Annotated in this window: 21 protein-coding genes and 2 rRNA genes; 10 read left to right on the top strand and 13 right to left on the bottom strand. The window is 62.9% G+C overall.

Annotated features, from left to right (window positions below; translation table 11 throughout):
- Together ABW137_RS12235 and rrf are read left to right on the top strand one after the other, a co-directional pair.
- Window positions 1–321: ribosomal RNA gene (locus tag ABW137_RS12235) — 23S ribosomal RNA — on the top strand; the annotation flags it as partial.
- Between the two features lie 150 nt (window positions 322–471).
- A 5S ribosomal RNA gene (rrf, locus tag ABW137_RS12230) occupies window positions 472–584 on the top strand.
- A 74-nt stretch (window positions 585–658) separates the two neighbouring features.
- On the opposite strand, the gene ABW137_RS12225 is transcribed toward rrf, so the two are convergent.
- The 6 genes from ABW137_RS12225 to ABW137_RS12200 all read right to left on the bottom strand — a co-directional run bounded on the left by ABW137_RS12225 (window position 659) and on the right by ABW137_RS12200 (window position 6,557).
- Entirely contained in the window at window positions 659–1,177 is a 519-nt protein-coding gene (locus tag ABW137_RS12225; protein WP_526400214.1) for a methylated-DNA--[protein]-cysteine S-methyltransferase, read from the bottom strand.
- Window positions 1,174–2,691 (bottom strand): DNA-3-methyladenine glycosylase 2 family protein, encoded by a 1,518-nt coding sequence (locus ABW137_RS12220; RefSeq protein ID WP_526400212.1) that lies wholly within the window; start codon window positions 2,689–2,691, stop codon window positions 1,174–1,176. The genes ABW137_RS12225 and ABW137_RS12220 overlap by 4 nt, the downstream gene beginning before the upstream one ends.
- 132 nt (window positions 2,692–2,823) lie before the next feature.
- The gene (locus ABW137_RS12215; protein WP_526400210.1) at window positions 2,824–3,519 is read right to left on the bottom strand and encodes a molybdate ABC transporter substrate-binding protein; all 696 of its coding nucleotides are present in this window, start codon (window positions 3,517–3,519) and stop codon (window positions 2,824–2,826) included.
- A 7-nt stretch (window positions 3,520–3,526) separates the two neighbouring features.
- Window positions 3,527–4,294 carry a hypothetical protein gene (locus ABW137_RS12210; RefSeq protein ID WP_526400208.1) on the bottom strand — a complete coding sequence of 256 codons (768 nt, stop codon included), beginning with the start codon at window positions 4,292–4,294 and terminating at the stop codon, window positions 3,527–3,529.
- Window positions 4,291–5,184 carry a hydroxypyruvate isomerase family protein gene (locus ABW137_RS12205; RefSeq protein WP_526400206.1) on the bottom strand — a complete coding sequence of 298 codons (894 nt, stop codon included), beginning with the start codon at window positions 5,182–5,184 and terminating at the stop codon, window positions 4,291–4,293. The genes ABW137_RS12210 and ABW137_RS12205 overlap by 4 nt, the downstream gene beginning before the upstream one ends.
- A gap of 20 nt (window positions 5,185–5,204) precedes the next feature.
- Complete coding sequence (locus tag ABW137_RS12200) at window positions 5,205–6,557, bottom strand: MFS transporter (RefSeq protein ID WP_526400204.1); 1,353 nt, start codon at window positions 6,555–6,557, stop codon at window positions 5,205–5,207.
- A 111-nt stretch (window positions 6,558–6,668) separates the two neighbouring features.
- Here ABW137_RS12200 and ABW137_RS12195 point away from each other — a divergent pair, with 111 nt between their 5' ends.
- The 5 genes from ABW137_RS12195 to ABW137_RS12175 all read left to right on the top strand — a co-directional run bounded on the left by ABW137_RS12195 (window position 6,669) and on the right by ABW137_RS12175 (window position 10,842).
- Window positions 6,669–7,613 carry a glutamate cyclase domain-containing protein gene (locus ABW137_RS12195; protein ID WP_526400202.1) on the top strand — a complete coding sequence of 315 codons (945 nt, stop codon included), beginning with the start codon at window positions 6,669–6,671 and terminating at the stop codon, window positions 7,611–7,613.
- Window positions 7,614–7,692: 79 nt separating this feature from the next.
- Window positions 7,693–8,913, top strand: coding sequence for a 3-oxo-tetronate kinase (gene otnK / locus ABW137_RS12190; RefSeq protein WP_526400200.1), 1,221 nt, complete (start codon window positions 7,693–7,695; stop codon window positions 8,911–8,913).
- Window positions 8,910–9,560 (top strand): 3-oxo-tetronate 4-phosphate decarboxylase, encoded by a 651-nt coding sequence (gene otnC / locus ABW137_RS12185; RefSeq protein ID WP_526400198.1) that lies wholly within the window; start codon window positions 8,910–8,912, stop codon window positions 9,558–9,560. Before otnK ends, otnC begins: the two co-directional genes overlap by 4 nt.
- Window positions 9,553–10,419 carry an alpha/beta fold hydrolase gene (locus ABW137_RS12180; RefSeq protein ID WP_526400196.1) on the top strand — a complete coding sequence of 289 codons (867 nt, stop codon included), beginning with the start codon at window positions 9,553–9,555 and terminating at the stop codon, window positions 10,417–10,419. The genes otnC and ABW137_RS12180 overlap by 8 nt, the downstream gene beginning before the upstream one ends.
- A 12-nt stretch (window positions 10,420–10,431) precedes the next feature.
- The gene (locus ABW137_RS12175) at window positions 10,432–10,842 is read left to right on the top strand and encodes a RidA family protein (protein ID WP_526400194.1); all 411 of its coding nucleotides are present in this window, start codon (window positions 10,432–10,434) and stop codon (window positions 10,840–10,842) included.
- A gap of 80 nt (window positions 10,843–10,922) precedes the next feature.
- On the opposite strand, the gene ABW137_RS12170 is transcribed toward ABW137_RS12175, so the two are convergent.
- Window positions 10,923–11,657 carry a GntR family transcriptional regulator gene (locus tag ABW137_RS12170; RefSeq protein WP_526400192.1) on the bottom strand — a complete coding sequence of 245 codons (735 nt, stop codon included), beginning with the start codon at window positions 11,655–11,657 and terminating at the stop codon, window positions 10,923–10,925.
- Window positions 11,658–12,477: 820 nt separating this feature from the next.
- Between ABW137_RS12170 and ABW137_RS12165 the strand changes: the two genes are divergently transcribed.
- The 3 genes from ABW137_RS12165 to ABW137_RS12155 are packed head-to-tail and all read left to right on the top strand — an operon-like array spanning window position 12,478 to window position 16,003.
- Entirely contained in the window at window positions 12,478–13,938 is a 1,461-nt protein-coding gene (locus ABW137_RS12165) for a M24 family metallopeptidase (protein ID WP_526400190.1), read from the top strand.
- Window positions 13,938–14,891, top strand: a complete 954-nt coding sequence (locus ABW137_RS12160) for an NAD(P)-dependent oxidoreductase (protein WP_526400216.1) — start codon at window positions 13,938–13,940, stop codon at window positions 14,889–14,891. Before ABW137_RS12165 ends, ABW137_RS12160 begins: the two co-directional genes overlap by 1 nt.
- A complete protein-coding gene (locus ABW137_RS12155; protein WP_526400188.1) occupies window positions 14,891–16,003 on the top strand; it encodes a zinc-dependent alcohol dehydrogenase in 1,113 nt (370 codons plus the stop codon). The genes ABW137_RS12160 and ABW137_RS12155 overlap by 1 nt, the downstream gene beginning before the upstream one ends.
- Window positions 16,004–16,087: 84 nt before the next feature.
- On the opposite strand, the gene ABW137_RS12150 is transcribed toward ABW137_RS12155, so the two are convergent.
- The 6 genes from ABW137_RS12150 to ABW137_RS12125 all read right to left on the bottom strand — a co-directional run bounded on the left by ABW137_RS12150 (window position 16,088) and on the right by ABW137_RS12125 (window position 26,779).
- Window positions 16,088–17,872, bottom strand: a complete 1,785-nt coding sequence (locus ABW137_RS12150; protein WP_526400186.1) for a sigma-54-dependent Fis family transcriptional regulator — start codon at window positions 17,870–17,872, stop codon at window positions 16,088–16,090.
- Between the two features lie 139 nt (window positions 17,873–18,011).
- A complete protein-coding gene (locus tag ABW137_RS12145; protein ID WP_526400184.1) occupies window positions 18,012–20,366 on the bottom strand; it encodes a thiamine pyrophosphate-binding protein in 2,355 nt (784 codons plus the stop codon).
- Window positions 20,363–22,111, bottom strand: coding sequence for a CocE/NonD family hydrolase (locus ABW137_RS12140; RefSeq protein WP_526400182.1), 1,749 nt, complete (start codon window positions 22,109–22,111; stop codon window positions 20,363–20,365). The genes ABW137_RS12145 and ABW137_RS12140 overlap by 4 nt, the downstream gene beginning before the upstream one ends.
- Entirely contained in the window at window positions 22,108–22,992 is an 885-nt protein-coding gene (locus ABW137_RS12135; RefSeq protein ID WP_526400180.1) for a sugar phosphate isomerase/epimerase family protein, read from the bottom strand. Before ABW137_RS12135 ends, ABW137_RS12140 begins: the two co-directional genes overlap by 4 nt.
- 201 nt (window positions 22,993–23,193) lie before the next feature.
- Window positions 23,194–25,191: an oxidoreductase gene (locus ABW137_RS12130; protein WP_526400178.1), complete on the bottom strand. Its 1,998-nt coding sequence runs from the start codon at window positions 25,189–25,191 to the stop codon at window positions 23,194–23,196.
- A 115-nt stretch (window positions 25,192–25,306) separates the two neighbouring features.
- On the bottom strand, window positions 25,307–26,779 hold the full coding sequence (locus ABW137_RS12125; protein WP_526400177.1) for an amino acid permease: 1,473 nt from the start codon (window positions 26,777–26,779) through the stop codon (window positions 25,307–25,309).
- Window positions 26,780–26,974 lie beyond the last annotated feature (195 nt).

Below are 26,974 nucleotides of genomic sequence, written 5' to 3'. Positions count from 1 at the left end.
TGGGTTTAGAACGTCGTGAGACAGTTCGGTCTCTATCCGCCGCGCGCGTCAGAAGCTTGAGGAAACCTGTCCCTAGTACGAGAGGACCGGGACGGACGAACCTCTGGTCTACCAGTTGTCCCACCAGGGGCACGGCTGGATAGCTACGTTCGGACAGGATAACCGCTGAAAGCATCTAAGCGGGAAACCTTCTCCAAGACCAGGCTTCTCACCCTTTTAGAGGGATAAGGCCCCCCGCAGACCACGGGATCGATAGACCAGACCTAGAAACCCCGCAAGGGGCGCAGGGAACTGGCACTAACCGGCCGAAAACTTACACACACCCAAGAGAACAAAACCCATTGGGACAAAAAAAGCGTGTAACACCACATTATGCAGAAATGCACTCGCAACCACACACACGTTCACGAATCGAACAGACCACACCCCACCACCAAATCAACACCAAAGGGGCCACAAAATAAATAGAGTTACGGCGGCAACAGCGGCAGGGAAACGCCCGGACCCATCCCGAACCCGGAAGCTAAGCCTACCAGCGCCAATGATACTAACCACACGGTTGGAAAAGTAGGACACCGCCGAACACCCATTAAAGAATGGCCCCCACTTCGCGTGGGGGCCATTCTCCTATTCGAATGAAATTCGACTTGTTCGCAGGTCAGTCGAATAGGGTGGCGACTGGAGAGACGCGATTGCGTTCCATGTCCAGTAGATGCCGTTTGCGCTCCAAACCGCCCCCGTAGCCGGTGAGGCTGCCATTCGCACCGATCACGCGATGGCAGGGCACGATGATGCTGATCGGATTGTGGCCATTCGCCAAGCCCACTGCCCGCGACGCGCCCAGTGAGCCGATCTGCAGTGCAATCGCCCCATACGAGCGGGTCGTGCCGTAGGGAATCGTCAGCAGTGCCGCCCATACCCGCCGCTGAAACTCCGTGCCAACGAGGTCGAGCTCAAGGTCGAAATCGACCAAATCGCCTGCGAAATAAGCCTCTAACTGCTCGACGGCGTTAGCGAACGACGTGTCGTCCGCCTGCCAACCGTCACGGCTGGGCTCATAGGTCTGGTCGACCATCCGCAGGTGCCTCAGCCGATCATCCCTGCCTGCCAGCGTGAGCGGCCCGATCGGGCTGTCGATGGTGCGGGCGCGCATGGTTGTCGCCGTCGTGTCCGTCATGCCCGTCGTCTCTCCTTCACGGCCTTGAGGGGTTCCTTGGGTGGCCACTGATTCACGTCATGGTCGAGCGCGGTCCACAGGTGCTGTGTCGCATACGCACGCCACGGTCGCCATCGTGCACTATGTGCAGTCAGGGACTGCGCATCATCCTGCAGCCCAACGGCTTTGGCGGCGTATTGAATGCCGAGGTCAGTGACCGGGAAGGCATCCGGATCGCCGAGCCCGCGCATCGCAATCACCTCCGTCGTCCATGGCCCGACGCCGGGTAGCGCGAGTAACTGCTGGCGGGCCCGGTTCCAGTCGCACCCCGGATCGAGGACCACCTCGCCATCGGCCAAGCCGCGGACGAGTGAGATCAGCGTCCGCTGTCTCGACTTCGGAAACGCCAGATGCGACGGGTCGATTTCGGCCAGTTGGTCGATGCGGGGAAAGACATGGGTGAGTTGACCATTCGTGTCGTCGACGGTGGATCCGTAGGCCTCGACGAGTCGCGCGGTGTGCGTTCGTGCCGCCTTCATCGAGATCTGCTGTCCGATGACCACGCGAAGGGCCAGCTCGCTCTCGTCGACCGTTCGGGGGATCCGTTGGCCGGGAGCCTTCGCCACCAGGGCGCCGAGATGGGTGTCCTGGCCCAGGACGTCGATCACCGCTTCGGGGTCGGCGTCCAAATCAAGGAGGCGGCGGCACCGGGCGATCGCCGTCGCCAAGTCACGGAAGTCGTCAAGGGCGAGATCACACTGCACGTGGTCGGGTCGCGGGGTCAGGCTGACGATCCCGTTGCCCGCCGTCAGCCTCAGTGTCCGTCGGTAGGACCCGTCTCGGACCTCTTCGAGCCCGGGGACCGCGCTGGCTGCCAAGTGACCGAAGAGTCCCTCGAAGGCGAAAGGCGTTCGTACGGGCAGTCGTAACGTCAGCACCCCAGATCCCGTCGACTTGCCGGGTCCGAACCGGGCGCGGGCACGTTCGCGCAGCGCAGTCGGGGTCAGCGCGCACACCGCCATCACCGTCTCGTTGAACTGACGGATGCTGGAGAACCCGGCCGCGAACGCGACGTCGCCGAATGGCAGGTCGGTCGTCTCGATGAGTACCCGCGCGGTCTGCGACCGTTGGGCCCGAGCCAGCGCCAACGGGTTGGCGCCCACCTCGGCCTGCAGTAGGCGCTCGAGCTGCCGGGTCGTGTAACCCACGCGGGCGGCCAGCCCGGTGACGCCTTCCCGGTCGACGGTGCCGTCGGCGATGAGCCGCATCGTCCGTGCGACCACGTCGCCCCGGACGTTCCATTCTGGCGATCCCGGCGATGCGTCGGGCCTGCAACGCTTGCACGCTCGGAAGCCAGCGCCCTGGGCGGCAGCCGCTGTCGGATAGAACCGCACGTTGCGGGCGAACGGCGGCCGGACGGGACAACTGGGCCTGCAGTAGATGCCCGTCGTCAGGACGCACGTGACGAACCAGCCGTCGAACCGGGAATCCTTGGACTGCACCGCCCGGTAACAGCGGTCGAAGTCTTCGTGCATACCTTGACGATTACACGTCCGCACCGACATCACTAGCGGAAAACCGACACGTAGGTCGCGGGAGGTCTGGCGCCGTGGTGGGCCACCGCCTCGTCGAGTGTCACTGCATGTGGAGGCACCGCGTGGTCGGGATCATCCGCTGGCGTCTTCGAGTCGCGCCCGGCGGTAGGCGTCCCGGGAGGCGGGCTCGGCGAGGAAGTCTCGGAGCGCGAGGGCGGTGGCGCTCCGGGAGGCGCGCGCCGCCACCACCGCGGAGAATTCGGTGTAGTGCTGCACGTCAGCAGGAAGCGGGCCGGCGATCCGTGCGTCGGGGACGAAGAGCAATTCGCTGAGTTGCTGAATGGCTATGTCGGCGCGGCCATCGAGTAGCGCCTCGGCGGTGAATCCCTTTTCGAGGATGGTTGCGCGGGAGTTCACCTCTTCGGCGATTCCGAGTCGCGTCAAGAGTTCGGCGAAGTAGATGCCGCTGGCACCGGTCCGCGAGTAGGCGACTGAGCGTGCGTTGAGCAGTGATTCGAGCAACGCATCGGCAGTGTCAATCCGAGGGAGCGGGGCGCCCGGTCCTACCGCGAGGCCGATCCCGGTGCGCGCGATGGCAACCCGCGTGAAGAGATCGACGACGCCTGCTTTACCCAGTTTGTCGAACGAGGAGGTGACGCCGATGAGTACGTCGAATCCTTCGCCAGTTTCGATGCGGCGTAGCAGAGCGTTCGTTGGGTCGAACACCGCTGTGATCGCGGTGCCTGTCCGCTGGGTGAATGCATCGATGACGAAATCGTCCAACGCCTTTCGCACGGCAAGCGTGCTGAACAGTGTCAGATGGGTCATCAGATTCTCAGTTCGGCGATTCGAGGCTGCCGAGCGTGTCGGCGACTGGGCCGCTGGTGGCGGGCTGGTGTGGGCGGTGATCAGGTGCGGGCGTTGGCGCCTCATCGGTGACCGGATGGGCCAGCAGGTGGGCGAGATGACGGGCTGCGCTGACCGGACCTGAAAGGACCGGCAGGCCAAGTGCGGCCGACAAGGTTCGACCGGCAGGAGCCAGCGAGTACTGAGCCAAGAACACCGCGTCGAAGTTCAGTGCGAGCGGCGCGAGGTGATTGATGAGGGCGCGTTCTAGGGCCGTCTTGTCACCTGCGTCAGCGGCTGGCCTGGCGTCGGCCACGACGACGCTCTCGACGATCGTTGCAACACTGGCATCGGCCAGGACGGCGCGGAGTCGCGCGGCGGAGTCCTGCGCGGCGGAGTCGAACGAGGCGACGACCAGCACGCGGTTGTACCCATCGGCCACGAGCTGTGCAAAGGCTGACTCGTCGGGGGCCAACACCGGCAAGCGCGCCGTGGTCTTCTCGTGAGCCACCGACGCATAGAGGGAACACGTCAGCAGTACGGCGTCGGCGCCTCCGTCGATTGCGTGCGCGATCAGCCGGCACATTCGAGCTGTCAGTGCCTCGTCGAGTCCACCGCGCGCGCTGGCATCGCTGAGTAACCGGTCGTCGAGAACGTTCCATACCTCTGCTCCCGCGAACTCGGCGGCGAAGGCCGCTGTGGCGGGAGATATGGCGGCCTGAACTGCGCTGATGAATGCAACGCGAACCGCGGTCACGACACGAACTCCTTCATCCAAGCCAGACCTGGCACGGTTTGTGTTGCTGGTGAATACTCGCAGCCGATCCAGCCTTGGTAACCGGACTGTTGGACGGCCTCGAGTACCGCGCGCCAGCCGATTTCCCCGGTGCCGGGCTCGTGTCGTCCTGGGGGATCGGCAATCTGCAGGTGCAGAATCCGTGCCCGGTTGGCGTGGAAGGTGCCAATCAGGTCACCTTCATCGATTTGCGCGTGATAAAAGTCCATCAGCAGCCCGACTGAATCACCGCCGACGGCGTCAATGACCGACGCCGCTTGTGCCTGAGATTCCAGAATGAACGCTGGCGCGTCACGTTTGTTTTGGGCCTCTAGGACGATTCGTACACCAGAATCGGAGGATTGCTCTGCCGCCCATGCGATGTTCAGGACGTATTGCGCGAACGCCCGGTCACGGCGGACGCCGTCTGGAACGAGGCCACCCACGACGTGAAGAAGATCAGCGCTGAGCTCGACCGCGTAGGCAAGACCACGACGAACACCTTCCCGGAACTCCGTCACCGCCGTCGGAATGCACGCCAATCCCTGGCGGGTGGGCGATCCTGGCAGCCCCATGGGCGTGTTGATGAGCACTTGTTTCAGGCCGGCGTCGTCTAGCCGTCGTCGTAGTCGGGCGGCGTCATGGTCGTACGGAGATGCGTACTCCACTCCCGTAAACCCCGCCGCCGCCGCGGCGTCGAATCGTTGCTCGAACGGTAGCTCGGTGAACAGCCACTTGAGGTTGGCGTCGAAACGTAGACCTGCGGTCATGGTCGCCCGCCCAATCGGTACGTATACGTATCGTGTATTGACATGGAAGTGGTATCCATCCCGTTCGAAGTCGTTGTCGCGCAAGGTACGGGCCGGGTTCACTGGAGCCGACCCCGTGTCGACTAAGCCTCTGTTTGGGCCCCGCCGAAGACGAGTTCCTCTTCCATGTCGTGATCACGACCCAAGAACGTGCATCCGAGGATGGTGACCGTGCATGCCAGCGCGGCGTATATCGCGACGGGCAGCCAGGATCCACTCCAGTTGAGCAACGAGATGAATGCCAGAGGTGCGACCGCGCCGCCGAACGTGCTCCCGATTGCGAAAGCCATCGAGCTGCCCGTGGCTCGCAGGCGGGGTGAGAACTGTTCGGTGATGAATGCGCCTTGCGGCCCGTAGATGAACGAGTGCAAAAGCAGACCGATCACTACACCAAAGATGAGGAATGCGAATGAGCCGTGGAGCACGACAGGGAGAAACACGAACGGCCAGATGGCTGCCAGGGCGGTCGCCCCGGCATACATACGGCGGCGATTGATTCGGTCCGAAAGTACGGCGGCGAGTGGCACCGCGACCAGCTGTCCAGCTGAGCCGATCAGTACGGCGGTGAGCACCTGCGATGACGAGAAGCCGGCTTCCCGAGTGCCGTACAGCAGGCTGAAGACGACGAACAAGGCAGAGATGACGTCAGGACCAACCCGCGCACACGACGCGGCGATCAGCCCGCGAAGCTCGGTGGTGACCACCTCACGCACTGGCGCAGAAGGCGCTTCGCCCCGCTCTCGGATGGCCCGGAAGACCGGGGTGTCCTCCAGCTTTAGCCGGATCATCAAGCCAACGGCAACCAGTACGGCCGACAGCAGGAAGGCCACGCGCCATCCCCAGTCCAGAAATGCCTCCCGCGACATCGATACGGTGAGCAATGCGAGCGCGCCGTTGGCGAGCAGAGTGCCCGTCGCGGGACCCATTTGCGGTGCTGAGCACCAAAGTCCGCGCCGACGTGGGTCCCCGAACTCGCTGGAGAGCAGCGGGGCCACGCCCAGTTCGCCGCCAACGCCGACACCTTGCGCGAAGCGCAACGACACCAGAAGGATTGGCGCCGCGACACCGATGGTCGCGAAAGTGGGCAAGAGTCCGATTGCGAAGGTGGCCACGCCAATTAGCAGCAGGGTGGTGACGATGACCTGTTTGCGGCCGATGACATCGCCCAACCGACCGAGTGAAAATGCTCCGATTGGTCGCGCGAGGTAGCCCACTGCGTAGGTGGAGAAGGCCAGTAGCACACCCGAGGCGGAGCTGGAGTTGGGAAAGAAGAGAAGCGGAAACACCAACGCCGCCGAAGCCGAGTAGATGCCGAAGTCGTACCACTCGAGAGCGGTCCCCGACAGGCTCGCCGCGAATGCCCTGACGAGTTGCTTGCGCCGCGGGGGGTCGAGGGCCTTCGTGTCGGGATGTTCAGGGAGTACGTTGCCAGCCACATTTCCTCCGGGCGTCAGTAGGTATACGGAACATATATTTATCTGACGTGCAGAGTCAAGGGTCGGAGTGCACCGTTGACAGCGAACTCTCGTTAAATATATGTTTCATATATGGAGTTTTCAAATGCCGCCTCGACCACCATCGCCGAGATGGAACGGCTGGTGGGACAGACAGTGCGCAGAGACATCGGCCGGCTCGTGAGCCATGCGCAGGGCAACCTGGAAAGGGCGGCTCGCTCCATCGCCGATCACCCCTCTCCGCGGGTGGGCATCATCTGCGGCTTCTTCGTGCGTCATGCGGAGCCGCCGTCGCCCGAAACTGACGGGTTCAATGGAATGGGCCAACTTGCGGCCGGTTTCCTCGAGGCGGGGATCCCGGTCTCGGTCATCACGGACGCGCCATGCGCGAAGGCCGCGTGGGCGGTCACCAAGGTGCTGCCGGGAAGAGTGAATCTGGAGATCGTCGACGTCGACGAGCAGTCGGTGCGCGCGTTGCGCGACAGGCTAGAGGCCGCGGGCGAACCTTTGACTCACCTCATCGCAATCGAGCGCTGTTCATTGGGATCCGACGGCCGTCCGCACCGCGAACATGGTTGGGACATCGGTGACGACACCGCACCGCTTGACTTCCTGTTCCAGGATAGCGGCTGGTCACCGAAGTGGGAGACGATCGGCATCGGCGACGGTGGCAACGAGATCGGCATGGGCGTGCTTCCGCGCGAGATCGTTGAGGCGGACATCCCCAATGGCGCGCTGGTTGGCGCAACGACCGGCGCGGATCATCTAATCGTTGCGGGCGTTGCGAATTGGGGCGCATATGCGCTACTCGCAGCCATCGCCCGTCTTCGGTCCGATCTATCTGCGCAGCTGCTAAAGCACTTTCACGCCGACTTCGAGAGCGACGTCCTGGAGGCGGCGGTGACCGTCGGGCAGGCCATTGACGATAGCCGTGTCGATCGACTCGGACAGCTGCAGCTGACCATCGACCGGCTCCCACTCGAAGATCACGTTCGCGTAATCGAGGCTGTCGCGGCGTTGGCCAAGTCGGATGTCTGAGCATGGCAAGGGTTCTCCCGGCACCGTCCTGCTACACGCTACGAGCCGCAGGGTCCGCAACGACTAGAGGACAGAAGAATTGATACTTGGCTGCATTGCCGACGACTTCACCGGCGCCACCGATCTAGCAGGGATTTTGGTAGACCGCGGCGTGGCGACTGTCGTGCTTCCCGGCGTTCCCACTGGGACGGCGCCGGTCGGCGCTCAGGCGGCCGTGGTGGCGCTCAAATCACGAACGGCGCCAGCAGACGTCGCTGTCCGTGAATCAGTGGCTGCACTGCGTTGGTTGCGTTCGCAGGGTTGCCAGCGGTTCTACTTCAAGTACTGCTCCACGTTCGATTCGACGCCGCAGGGCAACATCGGTCCCGTCACGGATGCTTTGATGACCGAACTCGACGTCGATTACACGGTGGCGTGCCCCGCCTTCCCCGCCAATGGGCGAACCGTCTACAACGGGCACCTCTTCGTCGGTGGCGATCTGTTGCACGAATCCTCGATGCGGCGCCATCCGCTGACTCCGATGGATGATGCAAATTTGGTCCGGGTCCTGGCGCGGCAGACTCCGAGCCAAGTCGGACTGATTCCACGTGCTGTCGTCGCGGCCGGACCGGAAGCGATTCGCGCGCGGATTCGCGAGCACCGCGCGACGGGGGTCCGGATGGCGGTGGTGGACGCCATCGAGGATGGGGATCTGACGTCGCTGGGCGCCGCATGCTCCGATCTGCCCCTCGTGACTGCTGCGTCGGGCTTGGCTCACGGTGTGGCCGACACCGTCCCCCACGCGGGCACTGTGAGCCGGCCGCAGCCGCTATTCGGCGGTGCGTCTGCAGTTCTCGCTGGGAGCGCCTCGGAGGCGACTGCGGCGCAGATTCGCGCGATGAAGCGCCACCATCCGGCTTTCGAGGTCGACCCGTGCGCAGTGCTGGCGGGAGAGGACGTCGCAAGCGCGGCCGTGGCCTGGGCCGCTCCCCGTCTCGACCGTGGACCGGTGTTGATCCATACGACGTCCACCAGAGCAGAGAGCAGCACTGCGGCGGCGAAGCTCGAGCAGACACTGGCGACGACGGCGGTCGGCCTTGTTCGGGCCGGGGTGCGACGCCTGGTCGTCGCTGGGGGTGAAACCTCTGGCGCTGTCGTTCAGGCCCTGGGGGTGCAAGCGCTGCACGTAGGGCCGGAAGTCAGCCCGGGAGTACCGTGGACGTACGCGATGGACAGACCACAACCCATCGCTCTGGTCCTCAAGTCGGGAAACTTCGGTTCAGTCGATCTATTCACGAGGGCGTTCGAGGTGTTGCCGTGAATCAGGAGAGCCTCGCCCGCGAGCAGATCGTCGCTGTTGGAGAATCGCTGTACAACCGGGGACTCAGCCCGGGCAGCAGCGGGAACATCAGCATTCGACTGTCGGACGGCTGGTTGATGACGCCTACGAATACTGCTCTGGGACAATTGGATTCGGCAGGTCTATCCAGACTGGACAGCGAAGGAAGATTGGTCGATGGGGATCCGCCGACCAAGGAAGCGCTGTTGCACCTGATGTTCTATCGGCACCGGCGCCAGGCGCAGGCCATCGTGCACCTGCACGCAACCCACGCGGCCGCGGTGTCGTGCCTTGCCGGACTGGATGTCGAAGACTGTCTGCCACCTCTGACCGCGTACCACGTGCTCAAGGTCGGGCGCCTCCCGCTGATTCCCTATCACCCGCCCGGCGACGAATCTCTTGCCGCGGCAATCGGTGCCCATGCGGAGACCGCCCATGCACTACTGCTGGCCAATCACGGTCCTCTCGTATGCGGTCCGAGCCTCGATGCCGCCGTCGCAACCATCGAGGAACTAGAGGAGACGGCCAAGCTCTACCTCCTGCTGCGGGGGTCGTCGCCCAGCCCACTCAGCCCACCCGAAGTCGACCGACTGCTCGGGTCGTCCCGTGAAAGGAAAAGCGTTGTCTAGAGATGACTTCCACCATCAGATGGTTCAAGCCGACGGCATTCGATCTCACATCGTCACGATGGGTGAAGGGCCCACGGTGGTGTTGTTGGCGGGCTTTCCCCAGAGTTGGTATGCCTGGCGGCGGGTGATGCCGCTGCTAGCCGAGAACCATCGTGTGATTGCCGTCGATCTGCCCGGCCAGGGCGACTCCGAGAAGCCGAACAGCGGCTACGACACCGCGACCACGAGCAAGCGGCTGCATGCCCTGCTGTCCGAGCTCGGCGAACACCGGTACGTTCTGGCGGGCCACGACATCGGGTCCTGGGTGAGCTACCCCTTTGCACATCAGTTCGCCAATGAGACCCGCGGCCTGGTTCTGCTCGACGCCAACATTCCCGGGGTCACTCTCCAACCCACGCTCACCCTCGGACCCGACAATTGGCGCAACTGGCACTTTCTCTTCAATCCGATCCCGGATCTTCCCGAGGCGCTGTTGGCCGGGCGAGAGCGAATCCTGATCGAATGGTTCTTCACCCGGAAGACGGCGAACTTCCCCAGCACCTTCACTGCCGCTGACATCGACGAATACGAACGGGTGTACAGCTTGCCTGGCGGACTGCGGGGCATGCTCGGGTACTACCGCGCCGTCCTGGAAGACATCGAGCAGAACGCGGTTCTGCAGAAGCAGCAGTTGGACGTTCCAGTGTTGGCCTTAGGCGGCGACGTCGGAAGTGCACCCGACCTGTATGACCGGATGAAACCGCTGGGGCGCGACGTACGTGGGGGTGTGATCGCCAATAGTGGCCACTACATTCCCGAGGAACAACCTGAGCTCCTCGTTCAACAGATCACCGCCTTCATCGCAACCCTCGAACCGTGAGAATTGAGAGAAATGACCGACGCACCAAGCTCGTATGTAACGCCAATCGTCGAACACAACGGGATCGCGTACCTGAGTGGTCAGCTTCCGCGGGTGGGCGGTGAACTCGTCCATCGCGGTCTTGTTGGCGACACCATCGACTTGGAAACTGCCTGTGCCGCAGCAAGGCTGGCCGCGCAAGCATCTGTCGACCTGATACGTGACCGCCTCGGTGACCGCTTCGACCGAGTATTGAAGGTCACCGGGTTTGTGGCATCGGCGACCCATTTCACCGAACAGGGCAAGGTCCTCGATGCCGCTTCGAAGGTCGTGATCGAAACCCTGGGCACTGCCGGTGAACACGCACGGAGCGCGATCGGTGTCGCACAACTGCCGCACGGGGCCTGTGTCGAGATCGAGCTCGTAGCCGCGGTTCGTCAGTAGCCCCACCGCTGAAACTCTGCGCGAACCGCAACTGAGCGAACCTCAAAGGGGTAACCGTCAACGGCCTTGGAAACGTGAACTCATGTGTATGTATCCAGGGCGGGCTTGAACACCCCGGCCGGAAAGCTTGGCACCTGCTTGCTCCGAATAATGTCGACTAGGCGTTCCTGCGTTGTTCCGGCATGTGCGGGGAGCAACTCCACCAGCGTGGCGCGATCGCGCGCTGCCACCGCCTCGACGATCCGGTCATGCTCGGCAACATTGCGCTTGAATTGTTCGATCTGATGCTCTGGGCGAGCTGACTCGAGGCTGTACACGTGCATCAGCAGACGCCGGACGTGATGGTGGGTGGATCGCGCGAAGTCCATGAAGAAGTCGTTGCCGATCGAGGCGTTCATTCGCATGTGGAAACGTTCGTTCAATTCGGTGATCTTCAGATAGTGCAAGGTGGCGACCTCGTTGCGATATTCGTCCTGGATGACGCTGAGGTCCTCCGCGAGGGCGGGGTCGTCGAGATTGCACAGTTGGCCGAGAATATTCTCGACAAGTTGATGCGCGACGATGACCTGGGTCATTTCGTCGAGGTCGAGTTTGCGGACGAAGGTGCCACCTCGGTTGGGCGCGATCCGGACGAAGCCTTCCGCAGCGAGACGGCTGATCGCTTCCCGGGCCGGGGTGCGGCCCAGCTCGAACTGCTTAAGCAACAACGCCTCGTCGATCCGACTGCCTGGGGGCAAAGTCAGATCGATGACGCGCGAGCGAATCAGTTCAACGGCCGCTTCGGTCTGGGAACCGCCATTCGTCGTCGCCTGCACCTACGCACCCAATTTCCCTGTACCCATGACAACAGCATACGTGTCGTATCCATAGTACTAGCAAGACTCTCGGCGGTCGTTGCCGTTGGGTCACAACTTATTCCGTGCCGAGCGCTTGACGTTGCGCACAGGCAACGCGGCGTATCCAGCGGCGGTCGTCGGGGCTAACAGCAACCTGGCGGCGGCGTTTGAAACGCCGATATTTGGAATAGCCTTCTGCAACGCGGACGCCGGAACGCGGGCCATGACGTCAAAACCCGTCGTGGCGGGGAATGACGGTCGACATACCGTCAGGAGACTCGCCAACCATGCCGCCCGATCGGGCTATGTGGGACGCGCGCCCAACATGGTGGATTCACCCCTCCCGGGGGCGGGTTGCGGCTCCATGTCCCGGGACGTCGGATCATGGGTGACGATCGTACGCATTTTGAAAATGCATTGTTCTGCAATGCAATTCATCAAGGGCGTGGGGGATCGGAGGGTGGCTGCTCATCCACCCCCTCCGCGATGTTGGGGGCTGACGCAAGCGATCGACTCCTGGCGCGGGTGGCCACGGAGCTCACCGCAACCTTCGCAGTACCCACAGCCCGCGAGATCTCGCTCGCGGCACGCTGCAGCTGGTCCTCGATGTCGCACAACTGAGACATCCAGACGCTGCCTCGACCCGCTTACGCTGCTCTCGTCTTGTAAAGCAAAGGAATAGGTGGCGGACCGGAAGATCTTGCAGCTCTTCGTCGGCCTCGACCGATGCATGCCGTCCGCCTTGACCGCGCATCCGAATGGGCCCGTTTAGTACCACTGCACGACGAGGAAGCAATGCATGGCATCGCCCGATCCTGGAACCCCGAGGGGACGCATGAAAAGCACTGCGACAACCGGAACCAATGCGGTCGACTGGGAAGCGCGCATCGATTTCAGCCGGCTGCGTGACGAACGCCTGGCACGTCTCAAAGCTGAACTTGAACGCTCCGAACTTGGTGCTGTGCTGGCCTTCGACTTCTCGAACATTCGCTATATGACCGCGACGCACATCGGCACCTGGGCGATGGACAAACTGATTCGCTTCAGCCTCCTGACGCGCGGCACCGACCCGATCCTCTGGGACTTCGGGTCCGCAGCCAAGCATCATCAGCTGTACAACCCGTGGCTGGATGTCACGACTGCACACCTTGATGCTGATCCGAATGCTCCCCATGAAGGCGCGAAACGCCCAAGGCTGGAAACTGGCGCACGGGCCGGGATCTCGACACTGCGGGGCGCATTCGCGCCGTCTGCGGAGATAGCGGAAGGAGTCGCCCGCAAGATCTTTCGCGAGCTCGAGAAGTTCGGCGTAGCTGATCAGCCGCTGGGCGTGGATGTAATCGAGTTGCCGATCCTCTTCGCGCTGCAGAAACTCGGCGTCGAGGTTGCAGATGGCCAACAGCTCTTCATGGAAGCACGCCGAATAAAGACACATGATGAGATCGGCCTGCTCACCCAGGCGGCGTCGATGGTCGATGCCGCGTATGACGAGCTCTACCAATTCCTGCGGCCTGGCGTACGAGAGAACGAGGCGGTCGGCGTGGTCGCGAAGACGCTGTATGACCTTGGCTCGGAGTATGTCGAGGGTGTGAATGCCATTTCAGGCGAACGGTGTTCACCACATCCCCACGTGTTCTCCGATCGGCTGATCCGGCCAGGGGATCCAGCCTTCTTCGACATTCTGCACAGCTTCAACGGCTATCGAACGTGCTACTACCGCACTTTCGCGGTCGGCTCGGCCAGCTCCGCTCAACACGACGCGTACACACGCGCGCGCGAATACATGGATCGTGCCATTGCTCTGGTTCGGCCGGGCGCGACGACGGCAGACATCGTGTCCGTGTGGCCGACCGCCCAGGAGTTCGGATTCCCTGACGAAGAAGCGGCATTCGCGCTGCAGTACGGGCACGGCATCGGTCTGTCCATATGGGAGAAGCCAATCTTCTCCCGACTGGTGTCGCTTGACCATCCCGAGACGCTTCAGCAAGGCATGGTGTTCGCGTTGGAAACCTACTGGCCGTCGGCCGACGGCATCGGTGCCGCGCGCATCGAGGAGGAACTCGTCGTGACCGCCGACGGTTGTGAGGTCATCACCAAGTTTCCGGCCGAAGACCTACTGGTCGCGGGAAAGCGCTACTACACCGTCAACGGTCCGCTCAGTGTCGAACGTGACGCGCAGTCACACCGCAACACACCATGGGGGCGCGGTGAGGTAACCGACGCCGCTGCGGATCAGGCGACGGACACGGCAACGGCGTGATGGACCGCGCACCATCGGATTTCACGCCGAAAGCACACTCATCTCGAGCGGTTGGCGCTGTCGGCTGGGTGGGGTTGGGCCGAATGGGCAGCGCCATGGTGTCTCGCCTACTCGACGCGGGTGTCGAGGTCGATGTCTTCAATCGCACACCGGGCAAGACGGAACAATTCGTCACGCGGGGCGCGAAGCGGCTTTCGACCCTGGCCGAGGTTGCGCAGCGCGACGTCGTCTTCTCAATGGTCACCGACGATGAAGCGCTCAGTGCGATACATGATTCTCAATCCGGACTGTTCTCACACCAGCCGTCGCGCCGCCTTTCGGTATGGATCGATGGTTCAACCGTGTCGCCGGGCGCAGCGCAACGGGCGGCGACGGCCGCGCGCCAAGCTGGAGTGGCCTTCGTATCGGCACCGGTCAGCGGCAACCCGAGCGTCGTGCTCGGGGGGAACGCCGTGTTCGTGATTTCCGGCGACGAGTCGGGTCTCGACGTAGCCGACCACCTTGTCAGCCTCATCGGCAGGGCCGTTAGCCGCGCAGGGACAGCTACCGAAGCCGTCACGATCAAACTGTGCGTGAATGCGCTACTCGCCATCACCATGCAATCGCTAGCTGAAATCACCGTGCTAGCCGATAAGGCGGGGGTGTCGCGGTCGTCGCTGCTCGAATTTCTCAACGAAAGCGCGATCGGCTCGCCGTTTACCCGATATAAGACACCCAATCTCGTGTCTCTGGAGTTTGAGCCCACCTTCACCGCAGAGGGACAGCGCAAGGATGTACGGCTCGCGCTCGGACTCGCACGTGACAACGAAGTACCGATGCCCGTGCTCAGCGCCACCGAAGAGGCGTACTCCCGTCTCATAGGCAGTGGGCTCGGAGTAGAACGCGACCTCTCGGCACTTGTTCTCGGGACGGCGCGAGACGCCGGTCACGTGTTGAGAAAGGATGATCGATAATGACCGAAACGATGCTCGCAGCAGTCTATTACGGCAAGGAAGACATTCGATTCGAGCAACTGCCGATTCCGATTCCGTCACCGGGGGAGTTGCTGCTCGAGGTCGGTACGGTGGGTGTTTGCGGCACCGACGCGCATGAATGGGCGCACGGGCCACATTTGCATCCAGTCCATACCCGCCACCCCGCGACCGGCTGGTTGGGACCGGTGACGCCAGGTCACGAATTCTCCGGAACCGTGGTCGCGGTGGGCGAGGGAGTCGATACGCACTGGATGGGGCGGCGCGTCGCTTCGTGCGGCTCTGTTGCCTGCATGCACTGCGATGCGTGCAGACGCGGCGAATCGAATCAATGCAGGCGCTATAGCGGTGTCGGGCTTCACCGGCCCGGCGCGTTGGCTGAGTACGTGACGACTCCGAGCGAAAACTGCCTTCCAATCGACGAATTCGGCATTTCGCTCGATGAGGCGGCGTTGTGCCAACCCATGTCGATAGCTGTCCACAACGTCGCCCGCGCAGGTGCGGTCGCCGGCCAAACCGTGCTGGTGCTGGGAGTGGGCGGGATCGGGGCGTTCCTGGTGGCCGCTCTCGCAGCGGCCGGGGCCGACGTGATCGCGGCCGATCTCGACGGCGAACGTCTCTCCATCGCCTCTGCCATGGGCGCGCGCGCGACCGTCACCGCAGGAGATCCCGATGCCGATGACCACATTCGCGATGCGTTGGGCGATCAGGATCTGCGAGTGGCTTTCGAGGTCAGCGGGACCAGTCCAGGTCTGTCGACGGCACTGCGGCTGACATCGCTAGGCGGGCGGATCGTTCTGGTCGGGTTACATAAAGCCCCCATCGAGATCGACCTCGCCCGTATGACACTGCAGGAGAAGACACTTATTGGCACCAACGCCCTCGTTCGCGAAGTCGACTTCCCCCGTGCGGTGGAACTGATCACCCAACGACGAGGCCAATGGGACCGGGTCGCCCCAACGGTGGTGCCGATGGTGGCTGGACTGATCGACTCGGCACTGACCCCCATGGCTCTGGGACAGGCGCACGCGATCAAGACACTCATCGATCCTCGCGGAAACCAGCCGCGTCCGATGCGCCCCGCGGCAACCTGACATTCCCCGGGAATCAGCCTCGGCCCGTCACGCAATGGGAGCGACTCGACGCCGATGAACCGACGACCAGCCCGCGAGCCGCATTCAATCGCCTAGGCCGAGCGCCGCCATCTTGCGGTACAACGTCGCCCTCGAGATGCCGAGTTCGGCGGCAACTCGCATCTTGTTTCCGCCGGTAGCCTCGAAAAGCGCTGCGATTGCCGACCGTTCAACATTCTCCAGATATGTCAACGATCGAGGCGGGCTGGGGGTATTTGGTCCGGCCGGTAGGTCACCCAACCGGATGACGTGTCCGTCGCTTCGTCCCGCGGCCACGGAGAGCACCCGGTATAGCTGCCGCACGTTCCCCGGCCAGGACCGCTCCGTCAAACGCCGGCGTGCGGCCGCATCCACGCGAAGAGGGGGGTGGGTGGCGACCCACGCATCCACGAGTTCGTCGATGTCGGGGACGCGAGATGCCAAGGCCGGCAGAGCGACGATGTCATCGAAAGCGGACATCAGTTCACCGGGCGCGTCGACATCCGCGGTCAAGGTCGCGATCACGATAGTGCTCGATGCGGCGGCTTCCAGACTCAACAGCCACCGATCGAGTGCAACCTGGGCGGCCCGATCACGCAACGCGTCTCCGTCATCGACCACGGCGACGTTAGCGTCGATGGAACCTGTCCGCACCGCGGTGCCGATGTCAAAGTGAACGACGGTTCCCAGCGCCTCGCCCAACACGGCCGCCAAATGCGACTTGCCGGACCCGACTGGCCCGGTCAGCAGCAGCCGCCCGCCGGGATGAAGGGCGTTGACCGCAGCGTGTACAACCGCCTCCCAGGACAAGGTGCGGCCCACCGCACGTTCGCGCACAGACTCCAAAATCGCTGTCCGATCGCGGTTCACCTGCCAGGCGCGGGGTGCGGGACGGGCGGTCGAGCTCGTCGTCTGCGGTGGACGGAGGTTCTGGCCTCGATGTGGTTCGGGCGAGTTCTCGACCAGCTGGATCACCGCACCGCGGCTGCCGCTTGCGGAGTGGATCTCGCGTACCCGCGCGGTAATTGGAGTCGAGGGATCACCGACCTTGATCTCGCTGCGTCCCTCGACGAGCGCGCGTTCGATCTCCGACCACGTAAGAGCACCTGGCCGGTCTCTGAGCATGGCGTCAGCGCGCCGGTTGGTAAGGGTGATCCGCGCGTTGACGGCAGCTATCGGCCGCCGGGGGCCGCGACGGTCACTCTGCAGGAAGGCGTCGAGCAGTTCTCGGTCTTCGCGTGCGTAGCCGCTCAACAGCCGGTCGGCGGCCTGCAGCGCAGCGGCTTTGACCAACGGCAACATGAGGCCGACCGGTGCTCCGGTAAGACAGACCACATCGATCGCGCCTTCGACGACACCGGTCGCCGGGTGAATTATGGGCGCACCGACAGCGGTCAGCGAATCAAAGGATTCGTTCCAGTGTTCGGCGCCTGCGATGACCACGCTGTTGCGTACTTCGAGAACACTGCCCAGTCCGGTGGACCCGACGACGGATTCGTCCATGACTTTGCCAAGAAGGCTGCCGGCCCGGTCGAGTTCTCTGCCAAGCAGAGGCCCGTTGATCCAGCGTCCAACGATCCGAGCGTCTCGGTCGATCACCATCATCGCCACATCGGTGGTGCCGAACTGTTCCATCAATCGGGCCGTGACCGGTTGGACAGCCCGCAACAGCGGACTTTCCTGATCGAAGTCGTCGTGAGGCCTCACCCCGAGCGCACCCTTGGCAGGGACACCCGCAGCCTTCGACCTGCGCCACGCTTGCATGACCGACGGTCGCACCGAGGCATCGATGACGTCGTTCTCCGCAAATGCTTGACGCGCACGCGCAAGCCTGCGTTGATCGATTTCCATCAGCCTGCTCCCTCGCCGGCCTCAGTGTAATGCTGGGCACAGCAACGATCGGCGGGAACGTGAGACGGAACCGGAAGAATCGCCGCCATCACCTCGCTAACAGCGGGCGACGTTGTTGCTGGATGACGCATTACGTCGATTATCGTCTGAGCAAGGTGAGCGCGGAACCAACGATCGATGGCACGTCGATACCGTGTATTTCATATGCCTGGTCGAGATCGGATGATTGCCCGAAGTCGGACACCCCGAGGCATTTGATGGGGTCCCCACGCAGCCCGGCCAGAAAGGCCAACGTGTGAGGGTGCCCGTCGAGCACAGCGACGATCGGACTCGATACTTCGCGAGGAAACAGCACATCCGCGATGTCGCTCCCGCCGGTCGCATTGAGGTGTCCCCGACGGGCGAACGACCGGAAAACCAGGTCAGCGCTGGTCAAACACACGATTCCGGCTACCACCCCGTAGTCCGCGAGTACATCCGCTGCTCGGATGACCTCCGGCATCATGGCGCCGACGCCGACGAGTGTCACATGCTCACCGACCGGATCGTGGTCGGTGAGTCGGTAACCGCCGGCCACCGCATGCTGGCGACGCCGCTCCGCACCCATCGCGTCGTTCGGAATCCGCGCCAGTCGCTGATCCAGCGGTCGTGTCGAAAGACGAAAATACGACGACGTCCCGTCGACGACACCGACCCGATCCATCGCCGCCAGCAAGCACCACTCGAGATCCTGCGCGAAAGCGGGTTCCCACGCGATGCAACCGGGCTGTTCGAGTCCAATCGACGGCGTTGTAATCGACTGGTGCGCACCACCTTCGGGTGCCAGGGTCACCCCTGAAGGGGTGCCAACGAGAATCGACTGTCCACCAGCGTAGATTCCGTAGGACCACGGTTCCAGGGCACGGGCGACGAACGGGTCGTACAGGGTGCCGATCGGGATCAGGCGCTCACCCCACCGCGACCACGTTGCGCCGAGCTCGCCGAGGAGGGAGACGAGGTTGACCTCGGCGATACCCAGCTCGACATGTTGACCGGTGGGCGCCTCCGCCCACTTCAATAGCCGTTCAGCATCATCGGAGAACCAGTCCCAACGATTGGTGGCCGACCAGACACCCACCTTGTTGATCCACCCGCCGAGATTGGTCGACGAGGCGACATCTGGGCTGCAGGTCACCACGCGCGCTGCGGCGTCGGGCGCTGCCCGGGTGAGGTCTGCGAGGAACCTGCCGAGTGCTGCTTGCGTGGACACCGGGGCCCGGTGGCGGCGACCGAACGATGTCGGAAGCGTAATCGCGGTGCCCGGGGCGGAACTCGCGCGATGCAACTGGGCCCCCCGCGATTCACACAACCGGTGAGCGGGGGTTCCAGCACCGAAAGTGCGCCACGGATCTTCAAGGTCCGTGCCGCACGCTCGGGCCAGGTCGCGCATCTGGTGCTCGTTCAGCAGAGCGGAGTGATTGTTCGGGTGCCCTTCGGTCGGCAGGCCGCGGCCCTTCACCGTGTAGGCGAATATCACTGTCGGTCGATCGGGGTCGATGGATCGAAAGGTTTGCAGCAGTAGTCCAAGATCGTGCCCGCCCAGGTCACGGAAGCACGCCGCAAGATCGCCGTGGGGAACTGCGTTCAATAGGTCCCGCAGGGCTGGCGTCGAGTCGGGGGTGAGTAAGCGGTCGCCCAGTTCAGTCGCGGGCAGGCGAAGCAGTCGTTGGTATTCCTCATTGGGCATGCTCTCCAGCCGCGCCTGCAGCTCGTCACCCCCTGGTTGTGCGAACAGTGCGCTGACCCTTTGCCCCCACTTGAGCGTGATCACTTGCCAGCCAGCCGCTTCGTACATCCCCATCAGCCGGTGGATCTGGACATCGGGCACGACGCGATCCAGCGATTGACGGTTGAGATCGACGATCCACAACAACTCACCCATCGCAGCGACGGTGGGGTCGGCGACGGCTTCCCAGATGGCACCCTCGTCGAGTTCGGCGTCGCCGAGCAGACTGATGAACCGGCCAGCTTCGAGAGCGGAGGGAAAGTGGCTGCGAACATAGCGGTGCGCCATTGCGGCCCATAATGCGGCCGTGGCACCGATGCCGACGGATCCGGTGGAAAAGTCAACGGTGTCTGGGTCTTTGAGTCGGCTGGGATAGGACTGCAGACCGCCGCGGGCGCGCAGCGTCGGCAGGTAGCGGCCGTCCAGGTCGCCGAGCAGATAGTTGATCGCGTGCAATACCGGTGACGCGTGCGGCTTGACAGAGACCCGATCTGTGCTTCGCAACTCCGAGAACCACAGCGCGACCATGATCTCCACCATGGACGCCGAGGACGCCTGATGCCCGCCGGCCTTGACTCCGGAGTCGTTGAATCGCAACCGGTTCGCCGCATCTACGATGGCCGTTGAGAGCCATAGAACCCGCTTGGCGATATCGGCGAGGACAGCCTCTTCGGTGGAAGTCGGTGGCTGAACGAGGAGGTCTTCCAACCGGTCATCGGTGTTCGTCATGGCCGCTGCGGGATGACCGGCACTAGCAGTTGAGACGGCGTCTGGGGTCCGGTGTGAATGCTGACGGTGCTGTCGTAGACGTCGGCCGGCCGCGTAATGGGATCGTCGTGTGTGTTCAAACCGCTTCCGCGCAGGTCGTGTCCCAAGTGACTCGGAGTCCCAACGCCGCCGTGATCCCAATCGCGCCCCAACACCGTCAAGGCCAGTCGATGCCCGGCAGGTGCGACGATGCACGTCGGCCAGATCTCAATGTCGAGGCGGTAGATTTCGCCCGGATCGATCGGCTGCGGATTGACGTGGGTGTGAAAGGGACGGTAGGGGAGGCTCTTTTCGGCGTCCAGTTCACGATGCGAGGCTCTCAGCCACCCCTGAGATATCGACTGTCGCGGCTCCGTCGCGCCGTGGAAGCGAACCTCGTGGCCGTCAGGATCGAGCAGGTGCAGCACGAGGAAGATGTCCGTATCGGCGGTGGTGTTGGAGATCCACAGCGTCGCGCTCAACGGCCCGGTTATCTCGGTCAGCTCCGTGAACGGTGCGCCATCGAATCGCACTCCCGGCCCGAACGCTTGATATCCAACCGATTCCGGTGCGGGTACATCGGCGGTCAGCGATGTCGTTGCCGCGTCGAGGTATAGGGTCTGCCACTGCGTGGACGCCAGCGGCCACGTCGATTCCGCCCGCTGCTCGAAGTATTCGCCGGGATGCCGGACCTGTAACTGGACCCGGGGCTGGCTGCCGTCCCAGTCGCCCTCTCCCTTGAGATAGCGATCGAAGAATCGGCGCTGCAAGTCAATTGCGTAATCGGTGTAAAACACGGCCCAGTGCGCGTGGCCGTGCAGCTCGAGCCACTTGTGTTCCGACGCCGCGTTGGTGAATCCCTCGATATTGCCTCGCAGATGCAGTCCCTGCCCACCCCAGTTGCCGCAGGACAACACCGGGACCTCGATCTCGGCCAGATCTGCGGAGCGTTCCCGCCAGTAGGTGTCGTCCGCGGGGTGGGTGCGTTGCTCATCCATGATGTCCGCGCGACGTGCGCTGAGTTCGTCGTCAGTCAGCGTTTCGTCGCCCGAGATCCACACACCGGTCTCCTGATTGCGTGGCCCTCGATGGCCGAGACCATGCTGGACGGACTGGACTTGCGCCGAATACCAGCGGCCAATGAACGGCGAGGGGATGCCGCCGTGACAGTTGGCGTCGCGGTACCAGTCGGCGGCACCTTCCCAGGGGCAGATTGCTGCGAGGTGGGGCGGCTTCCGAGCCGCGACCAGCCACTGGTTGATCGCGTAGTACGAAACGCCGGAGAGCCCTACCTTGCCGTTCGACCAGGACTGAATTCCAGCCCACTCGATGCATTCGTAGAAATCGTCAGTCTCTTGCGGCCCGAAACAATCGATTCGTCCAGGCGAGCGTGCTGCGCCCCGCGAGTCCACCCTGACCACGACGTATCCGTGTGGCACCCATTTCTCCGGGTCGCACACTTCAAAGCACTGGAAACGGTTCGAGCTGCCCTGCGCGATTTCGGGGAACTGCGTGATCATGGACTGCCACTGGGTCGGAAATCCCTGCTGGAACGGCAAGTCCTTCGCGTAGGGGCCATGGCTGAGAAGGACGGGGTATCGACCGGCCTGCTTTGGGCGAAATACGTCAGCACGCAGCACGACACCATCCGGCATCTCGATTCCGACGTCGCGCGTGACCAACATCCCGGCGTCGGCGGACCTGGCCTCTGTGGCTACCGCGGTCATGCGTGGATGCTTCCGGCGGCGTGCCAGACGTGCTTCATCGCGTCCATGCCGGCTTGGGCAACCTCGATGGGGGGTCGCTTCCACAACGAGTCAGGCAGATCGGTACCCCAGCGTCCGTCATCGGAGAAGATTTCGAGGTCGTACCAACCGTCGAAACCACCGCGCTCAAGCGCAGCGAGGAGCGCGGGGATGTCAATGACGCCATCGCCCGGTAACACCCGGTCGGTGTTGCACCGCGGTGGTTCGCGCCAATCGTTGAGCTGGACGCCGAACACCCTGGCCGCGGATTTCTCTGTCGCACTGACGATGTCGTCCTCATGCCAATGGTGATAAACGTCGTAGCACAGCCCGACGTTGGGTCGATCGATAGCCTCTATCATGTCCAGTCCTGATTGCAGGCTGCGCAGGAACGAACCGTCGAACCCGAGATCGCCGCGGCACGGTTCCAACGCCAGCCGAGTGCCATGTTCTGCGGCGACGTCGGCCGCTTCCTGCAGTCCTGCGGTGACGATCGCCTCGGCTTCGGCATGACTGTAGCCCTGTTCCGAGCCCGTGATTACCACGATGCAATCGGGATCGAACCTAGAGAGACGACGAATACTGCTGCACATGAGCCTAATTCGGTCCTCTGGCTGCTCCGGTCCCGGATAGGCCAAGGCTGGACGTACTGGTAGTACGCCGATGTTGGTCGGCAAGCACACCGTGGCAGCCAGCCCGCTTCGCTCGAAGGCAGCGAGCTGCTCGTCATCCTCGCCGTCGCGCAGTTTGTCCTCGCTGATCCCGATGCCGGTCGCTCCTACCGACCGGTAGATCTCGAGGTCGTCCTCGAACGTGGTGTCTGGCGTGGTGAACTCGCAGATAGAGAATTTTGGATTCCGCAACTGACTCTCCGGTGTCGATGTGTTCTCAAGGGGTGCAATGTGTTTGGTGGTCCGCCCCGTAGGGGGCCCATCGAATGAGGAAACGCATCATCCGATTGTCGTCAAGGGGCGATTGAAATCGAGTGGATACCGTGGGTGGGGCCGGCGGCGAATTGCCGAGCTTCATTGCCTGGTTCCTGTTCGCGGGTCGTCTCGGGCTGATCAGATCGCGCGGCCGATCTTTTCGCCCTCGTAGATGGCCTCATCGACGTGCCGGGGCGCCATGCAGTCACCAATTCGATGCAGTACTCCAGAGAAGTCCGCGCTGAGGTGGTCGTACAACGTCCGTTCGGGGAATCGCTGCATATTCAGCACGATGGAGTCGATCGGGACCTCGTGCTCCTTTCCTCCCCAAACCTCACTGATTGTGGCCACGCCGTGCTCGATCCCGGCAACGTAGTGCTGGGCGGTGATCTCGACACCCTTCGACCTGACTCGCGGGTAGAGGTGTCCAATGTCGCCCGTGGTGGCGGTATCGGCGCCGACCGCCATGTGCCGCGACACGATCTCCACCTTCTTGCCGAGGTCTGTCAGGAACTCCGCCAATCCCAGCCCCAGGTACTCGACGCTGTCGTCGACGATGACGACACGTTCGCCGCACGCCTCGGGCTCGTCGAGTGCTTCGATCGGGGTGAGCGTGCGGACCGTGTCCAATCCCGGGATGCCCTCCCGAAAGGCAAGACCGGACGAGAAGCCGGTTTTGTCGTAGACCGACCCAGTTGCCATGATGACAACGCCGGGGTGCTCGGCCAGAATTGCGTCGACTGTGGCGGTGATCCCCAACCGGATATCAACGCCGAGAAACTTCAGGCTCCGGTCGAAGCCTTCGATCAGCAGCTTCCAGCGATCCCGGTACGGGAGTTCGGCGGCATACCTGATCGACCCGCCCAAGTGGGGGGTCCGCTCGAACAACACCACTTCGTGTCCTCTGGTCGCTGCGACTTCGGCGACTTTCAGACCTGCGGGGCCGCCACCGACGACGACGACCTTTTGGGTTTGCTCTGCACGGGTGAGAGTTCCATAGCCCCACAACGCTTCTCGGCCAGCTACGGGGTTGATCGTGCACGTGATCGCCCGTTGTTTGAAGAGCCGGCCGACGCAGCCTTGGTTGCAGCTCACACACTCTCGGATGAGGTCGAGCGCTCCTTGCTGCGCTTTTGTTACGAGGAACGGATCGGCCATGTGGGCACGGACCATCGCCACCATATCCGCGACACCGTCATCGATGATCTCAGCGGCCTGCTCAACATTCGTTATGCGGTTGACAGTGATGACAGGGGTATCGGGTCCCACGATGGTCTTCGCGATGGCGGCGTATGGCTGCAGCAGCCCCGCCTCGACACCCATCGGCGAGATCTGTTTGTGGACCGAGGTCAGGTGTGCGCCGCTGATCGAGTAGTAGTCGAACAGGCCGTGTCCGTGGACATGTTCCAGGATCCGCCGGCCCTCGTCCTCGTGGATCCCGTCCGGGGTGAACTCCTCCAGGCCCAGCCGAACCCCCATTGGAAAGTCATCACCTACAGCAGACCGGACTGCTTGCCCCACCTGAATGAGGAAGCGGCAACGATTTTCAGTGCTTCCGCCGTACTGGTCGGTGCGGCGGTTCGATCCCGGTGACAGGAATGACGAAAGCAGAAAGCCGTGGGCTGAATGGATTTCGATTCCATCGAGTCCTCCTTCCTTCGCATTCAACGCGGTGCGCACAAAGCCGGCGATGAGAGCCTCGAAATCGTCTGGCTCCATCGGTTTCGGCATCTCGCTGGTGCTGAACGGCGGGATGCCCGATGGCGACAGGATCGCTCGGTAGTTGTCCAGGAACATCATGTTGTCGTCGGGCGGCCCCATGTGCCCGAGTTCGCAGAACACTTTGGTGCCGAAGGGTGCTACTGCTTCCGCGAGCCGGCGGTAGGCGGCGATTGATTCTGGCCGCCAACCTTCTTGAGCAGACACGACCATGCCCTTACCCGACGAGTGGACCATCTGAGCTTCGGTCAGGATCAAGCCAACACCGCCGCGGGCCCGCTCTACGTAGTAGTCGATGTTGTGTTGGCCGAGAATATTGTCCAGGCTTCCGACCAGTGCATGTGCGGTGAGGGCGACCCGGTTCTTTATTGTCACCGAGCCGATGTTCAGGGGCTGCCACAGGGCGTCGAGGTTCACTGCATCCTCCTTCGAGACGGGATGTACTGGGCTGTGCTGATCGCGGGCTGGGCGGTCGGCATCGGAGCGGCTGTCTGGTTTGGGGGCCGGTGAACAATCCTCCCCGGGGTAGGCGCTAATCACTGGCAGCTTGCCGGTTCTTCCCAGGGGGCGCCTCCGTCGCGGACACCTGAGTTGGGTCGATGTCGAAGTCGAGTGAGCCTCGCCGTCCGCCGACGATCCACCCGTACACGGCAACCGCCAGCAGCAGGATCGGCATGAGGTTGACTGCAAGCGAGTCTGTGCCGGTGACAGAGCTGTACTCGCGGACCACGAGGAAGGTAATGACCGCGAAGAACACGATGGATAGCGCGGGTGCGATCCGCCCCGCCCAAAGCGACGTCGTCAGCTTGCCGCGGAGCGAGGCCACGATGATGCTGGCGGAGCACGCTATGAGCAGGACCATGACGCCCAACGTGTTCATTCCGCCGATCGCGGGCAGGAAGCCGGTCAGCGGGTCGATGCCCGCAACCGCGAACGGCACGATGAGAATTGCGCACACCACGGTTTGGGCGATTCCCGCGGCGACCGGCGTGCGTCGAACCGGGTGGCAATTCGCCAGCTGCTTGGGAATGTAGCCTTCCCGTGCCGTGGCGAAGATGTATCGCGATGCCATGGCATGAAACGAAAGTGCCGCAGCGAAGAAGCTGAAGATGATCATCACCAGGATGATGGGTCCGATCCAGCCGCCAAGGTACTGGCTGGCCACGGACGTCAAGATCGCACCTGGGTCTGCGGCTGCGGTGGCGACGACGTCCGGTACCGCAGCGACGAGGGTCCATGTCACTAGGGCAAAGATTCCTGTGAGCAGTCCTAGCGACAGATAGGTCGCGCGACCCACATTGTCTTTTGCGCCGCGGGCTTCTTCGCCATAGATTGCCGCAGCTTCATACCCCGCGAATGACACGAAGACGAATACCAGTCCGAGACCAATATTTCCGTGAAAGACGTTGGACGGAACGAACACATCCAACGTGAAGCCTGATGGTCGTTGGATTAGAACGCTGACGAACAAGGCTATTAGCAGGGCGAACTCCGTGATGGCCACCCAAGCAGCCACTTTTGCAGTCAATGACACACCAACCACGCCAATCCAGAACACTAGCCCGATGCATACCGCCGCTAGCGCCCACCACGGCACCTGTAAACCGAACTCGTCGGCGAGAAATGCCGCACCGAAATAACCCACCAACTCCGCAGCGACTGCAACCGCCGTGTTGTAGGCCAACATGGCGATCATCGCCGCTACTGCACCCGCTCTGCGGCCCAGGCCGAAACCGATATAGGCGTAGTACGCGGCGGAGTTGACTACTTGTCTGCTTATGGCGATATAGCCCGCCGAGAAGAACGCGAACACGATCGCTATCACGACGATGGCGCCGACGGTACCGATGCCGATGCCAAGCCCGAGGCTCAGCGGCAAATTCGAAGCGACCGCGGTGAGCGGCGCGGTGACCGCAATGACCATGAAGACGAGGCCGCCGACCCCCAACACATTCGGGCGAAGGCGATTGGCCCGTAATGGGCGGTCGAGCTCAGGCTCAGTCATCTGGGGTAGTCATACCTTTCTGGGTGGTTTACAACCGCGGCGGCCACGAACGGGCTTAACGGTCGGCTGTGTGCTCTGCGACACAGTTCGATGGGTCAACTATGCGAGCCACATCCCGTTAGGTGGTGTCTCAAGATTGAGATCGCCGACGGTGTCGATCGAGTCGGATGTGTCGGATCCTGCGCCGCAGTGGAT

It is taken from the genome of Mycobacterium sp., from assembly GCF_040509115.1.
Classification (GTDB): domain Bacteria; phylum Actinomycetota; class Actinomycetes; order Mycobacteriales; family Mycobacteriaceae; genus Mycobacterium.
This window is presented reverse-complemented; position numbering and strand designations above follow the sequence as displayed.

Excerpts from the sequence above, each read along its gene's own strand:
- ABW137_RS12225 (WP_526400214.1), bottom strand. The coding sequence starts at position 1,177 with ATGACGGACACGACGGCGACAACCATGCGCGCCCGCACCATCGACAGC.
- ABW137_RS12220 (WP_526400212.1), bottom strand. The coding sequence starts at position 2,691 with ATGCACGAAGACTTCGACCGCTGTTACCGGGCGGTGCAGTCCAAGGAT.
- ABW137_RS12215 (WP_526400210.1), bottom strand. The coding sequence starts at position 3,519 with ATGACCCATCTGACACTGTTCAGCACGCTTGCCGTGCGAAAGGCGTTG.
- ABW137_RS12195 (WP_526400202.1), top strand. The coding sequence starts at position 6,669 with ATGGAGTTTTCAAATGCCGCCTCGACCACCATCGCCGAGATGGAACGG.
- ABW137_RS12175 (WP_526400194.1), top strand. The coding sequence starts at position 10,432 with ATGACCGACGCACCAAGCTCGTATGTAACGCCAATCGTCGAACACAAC.
- ABW137_RS12165 (WP_526400190.1), top strand. The coding sequence starts at position 12,478 with ATGGCATCGCCCGATCCTGGAACCCCGAGGGGACGCATGAAAAGCACT.
- ABW137_RS12160 (WP_526400216.1), top strand. The coding sequence starts at position 13,938 with ATGGACCGCGCACCATCGGATTTCACGCCGAAAGCACACTCATCTCGA.
- ABW137_RS12155 (WP_526400188.1), top strand. The coding sequence starts at position 14,891 with ATGACCGAAACGATGCTCGCAGCAGTCTATTACGGCAAGGAAGACATT.
- ABW137_RS12150 (WP_526400186.1), bottom strand. The coding sequence starts at position 17,872 with ATGGAAATCGATCAACGCAGGCTTGCGCGTGCGCGTCAAGCATTTGCG.
- ABW137_RS12145 (WP_526400184.1), bottom strand. The coding sequence starts at position 20,366 with ATGACGAACACCGATGACCGGTTGGAAGACCTCCTCGTTCAGCCACCG.
- ABW137_RS12140 (WP_526400182.1), bottom strand. The coding sequence starts at position 22,111 with ATGACCGCGGTAGCCACAGAGGCCAGGTCCGCCGACGCCGGGATGTTG.
- ABW137_RS12125 (WP_526400177.1), bottom strand. The coding sequence starts at position 26,779 with ATGACTGAGCCTGAGCTCGACCGCCCATTACGGGCCAATCGCCTTCGC.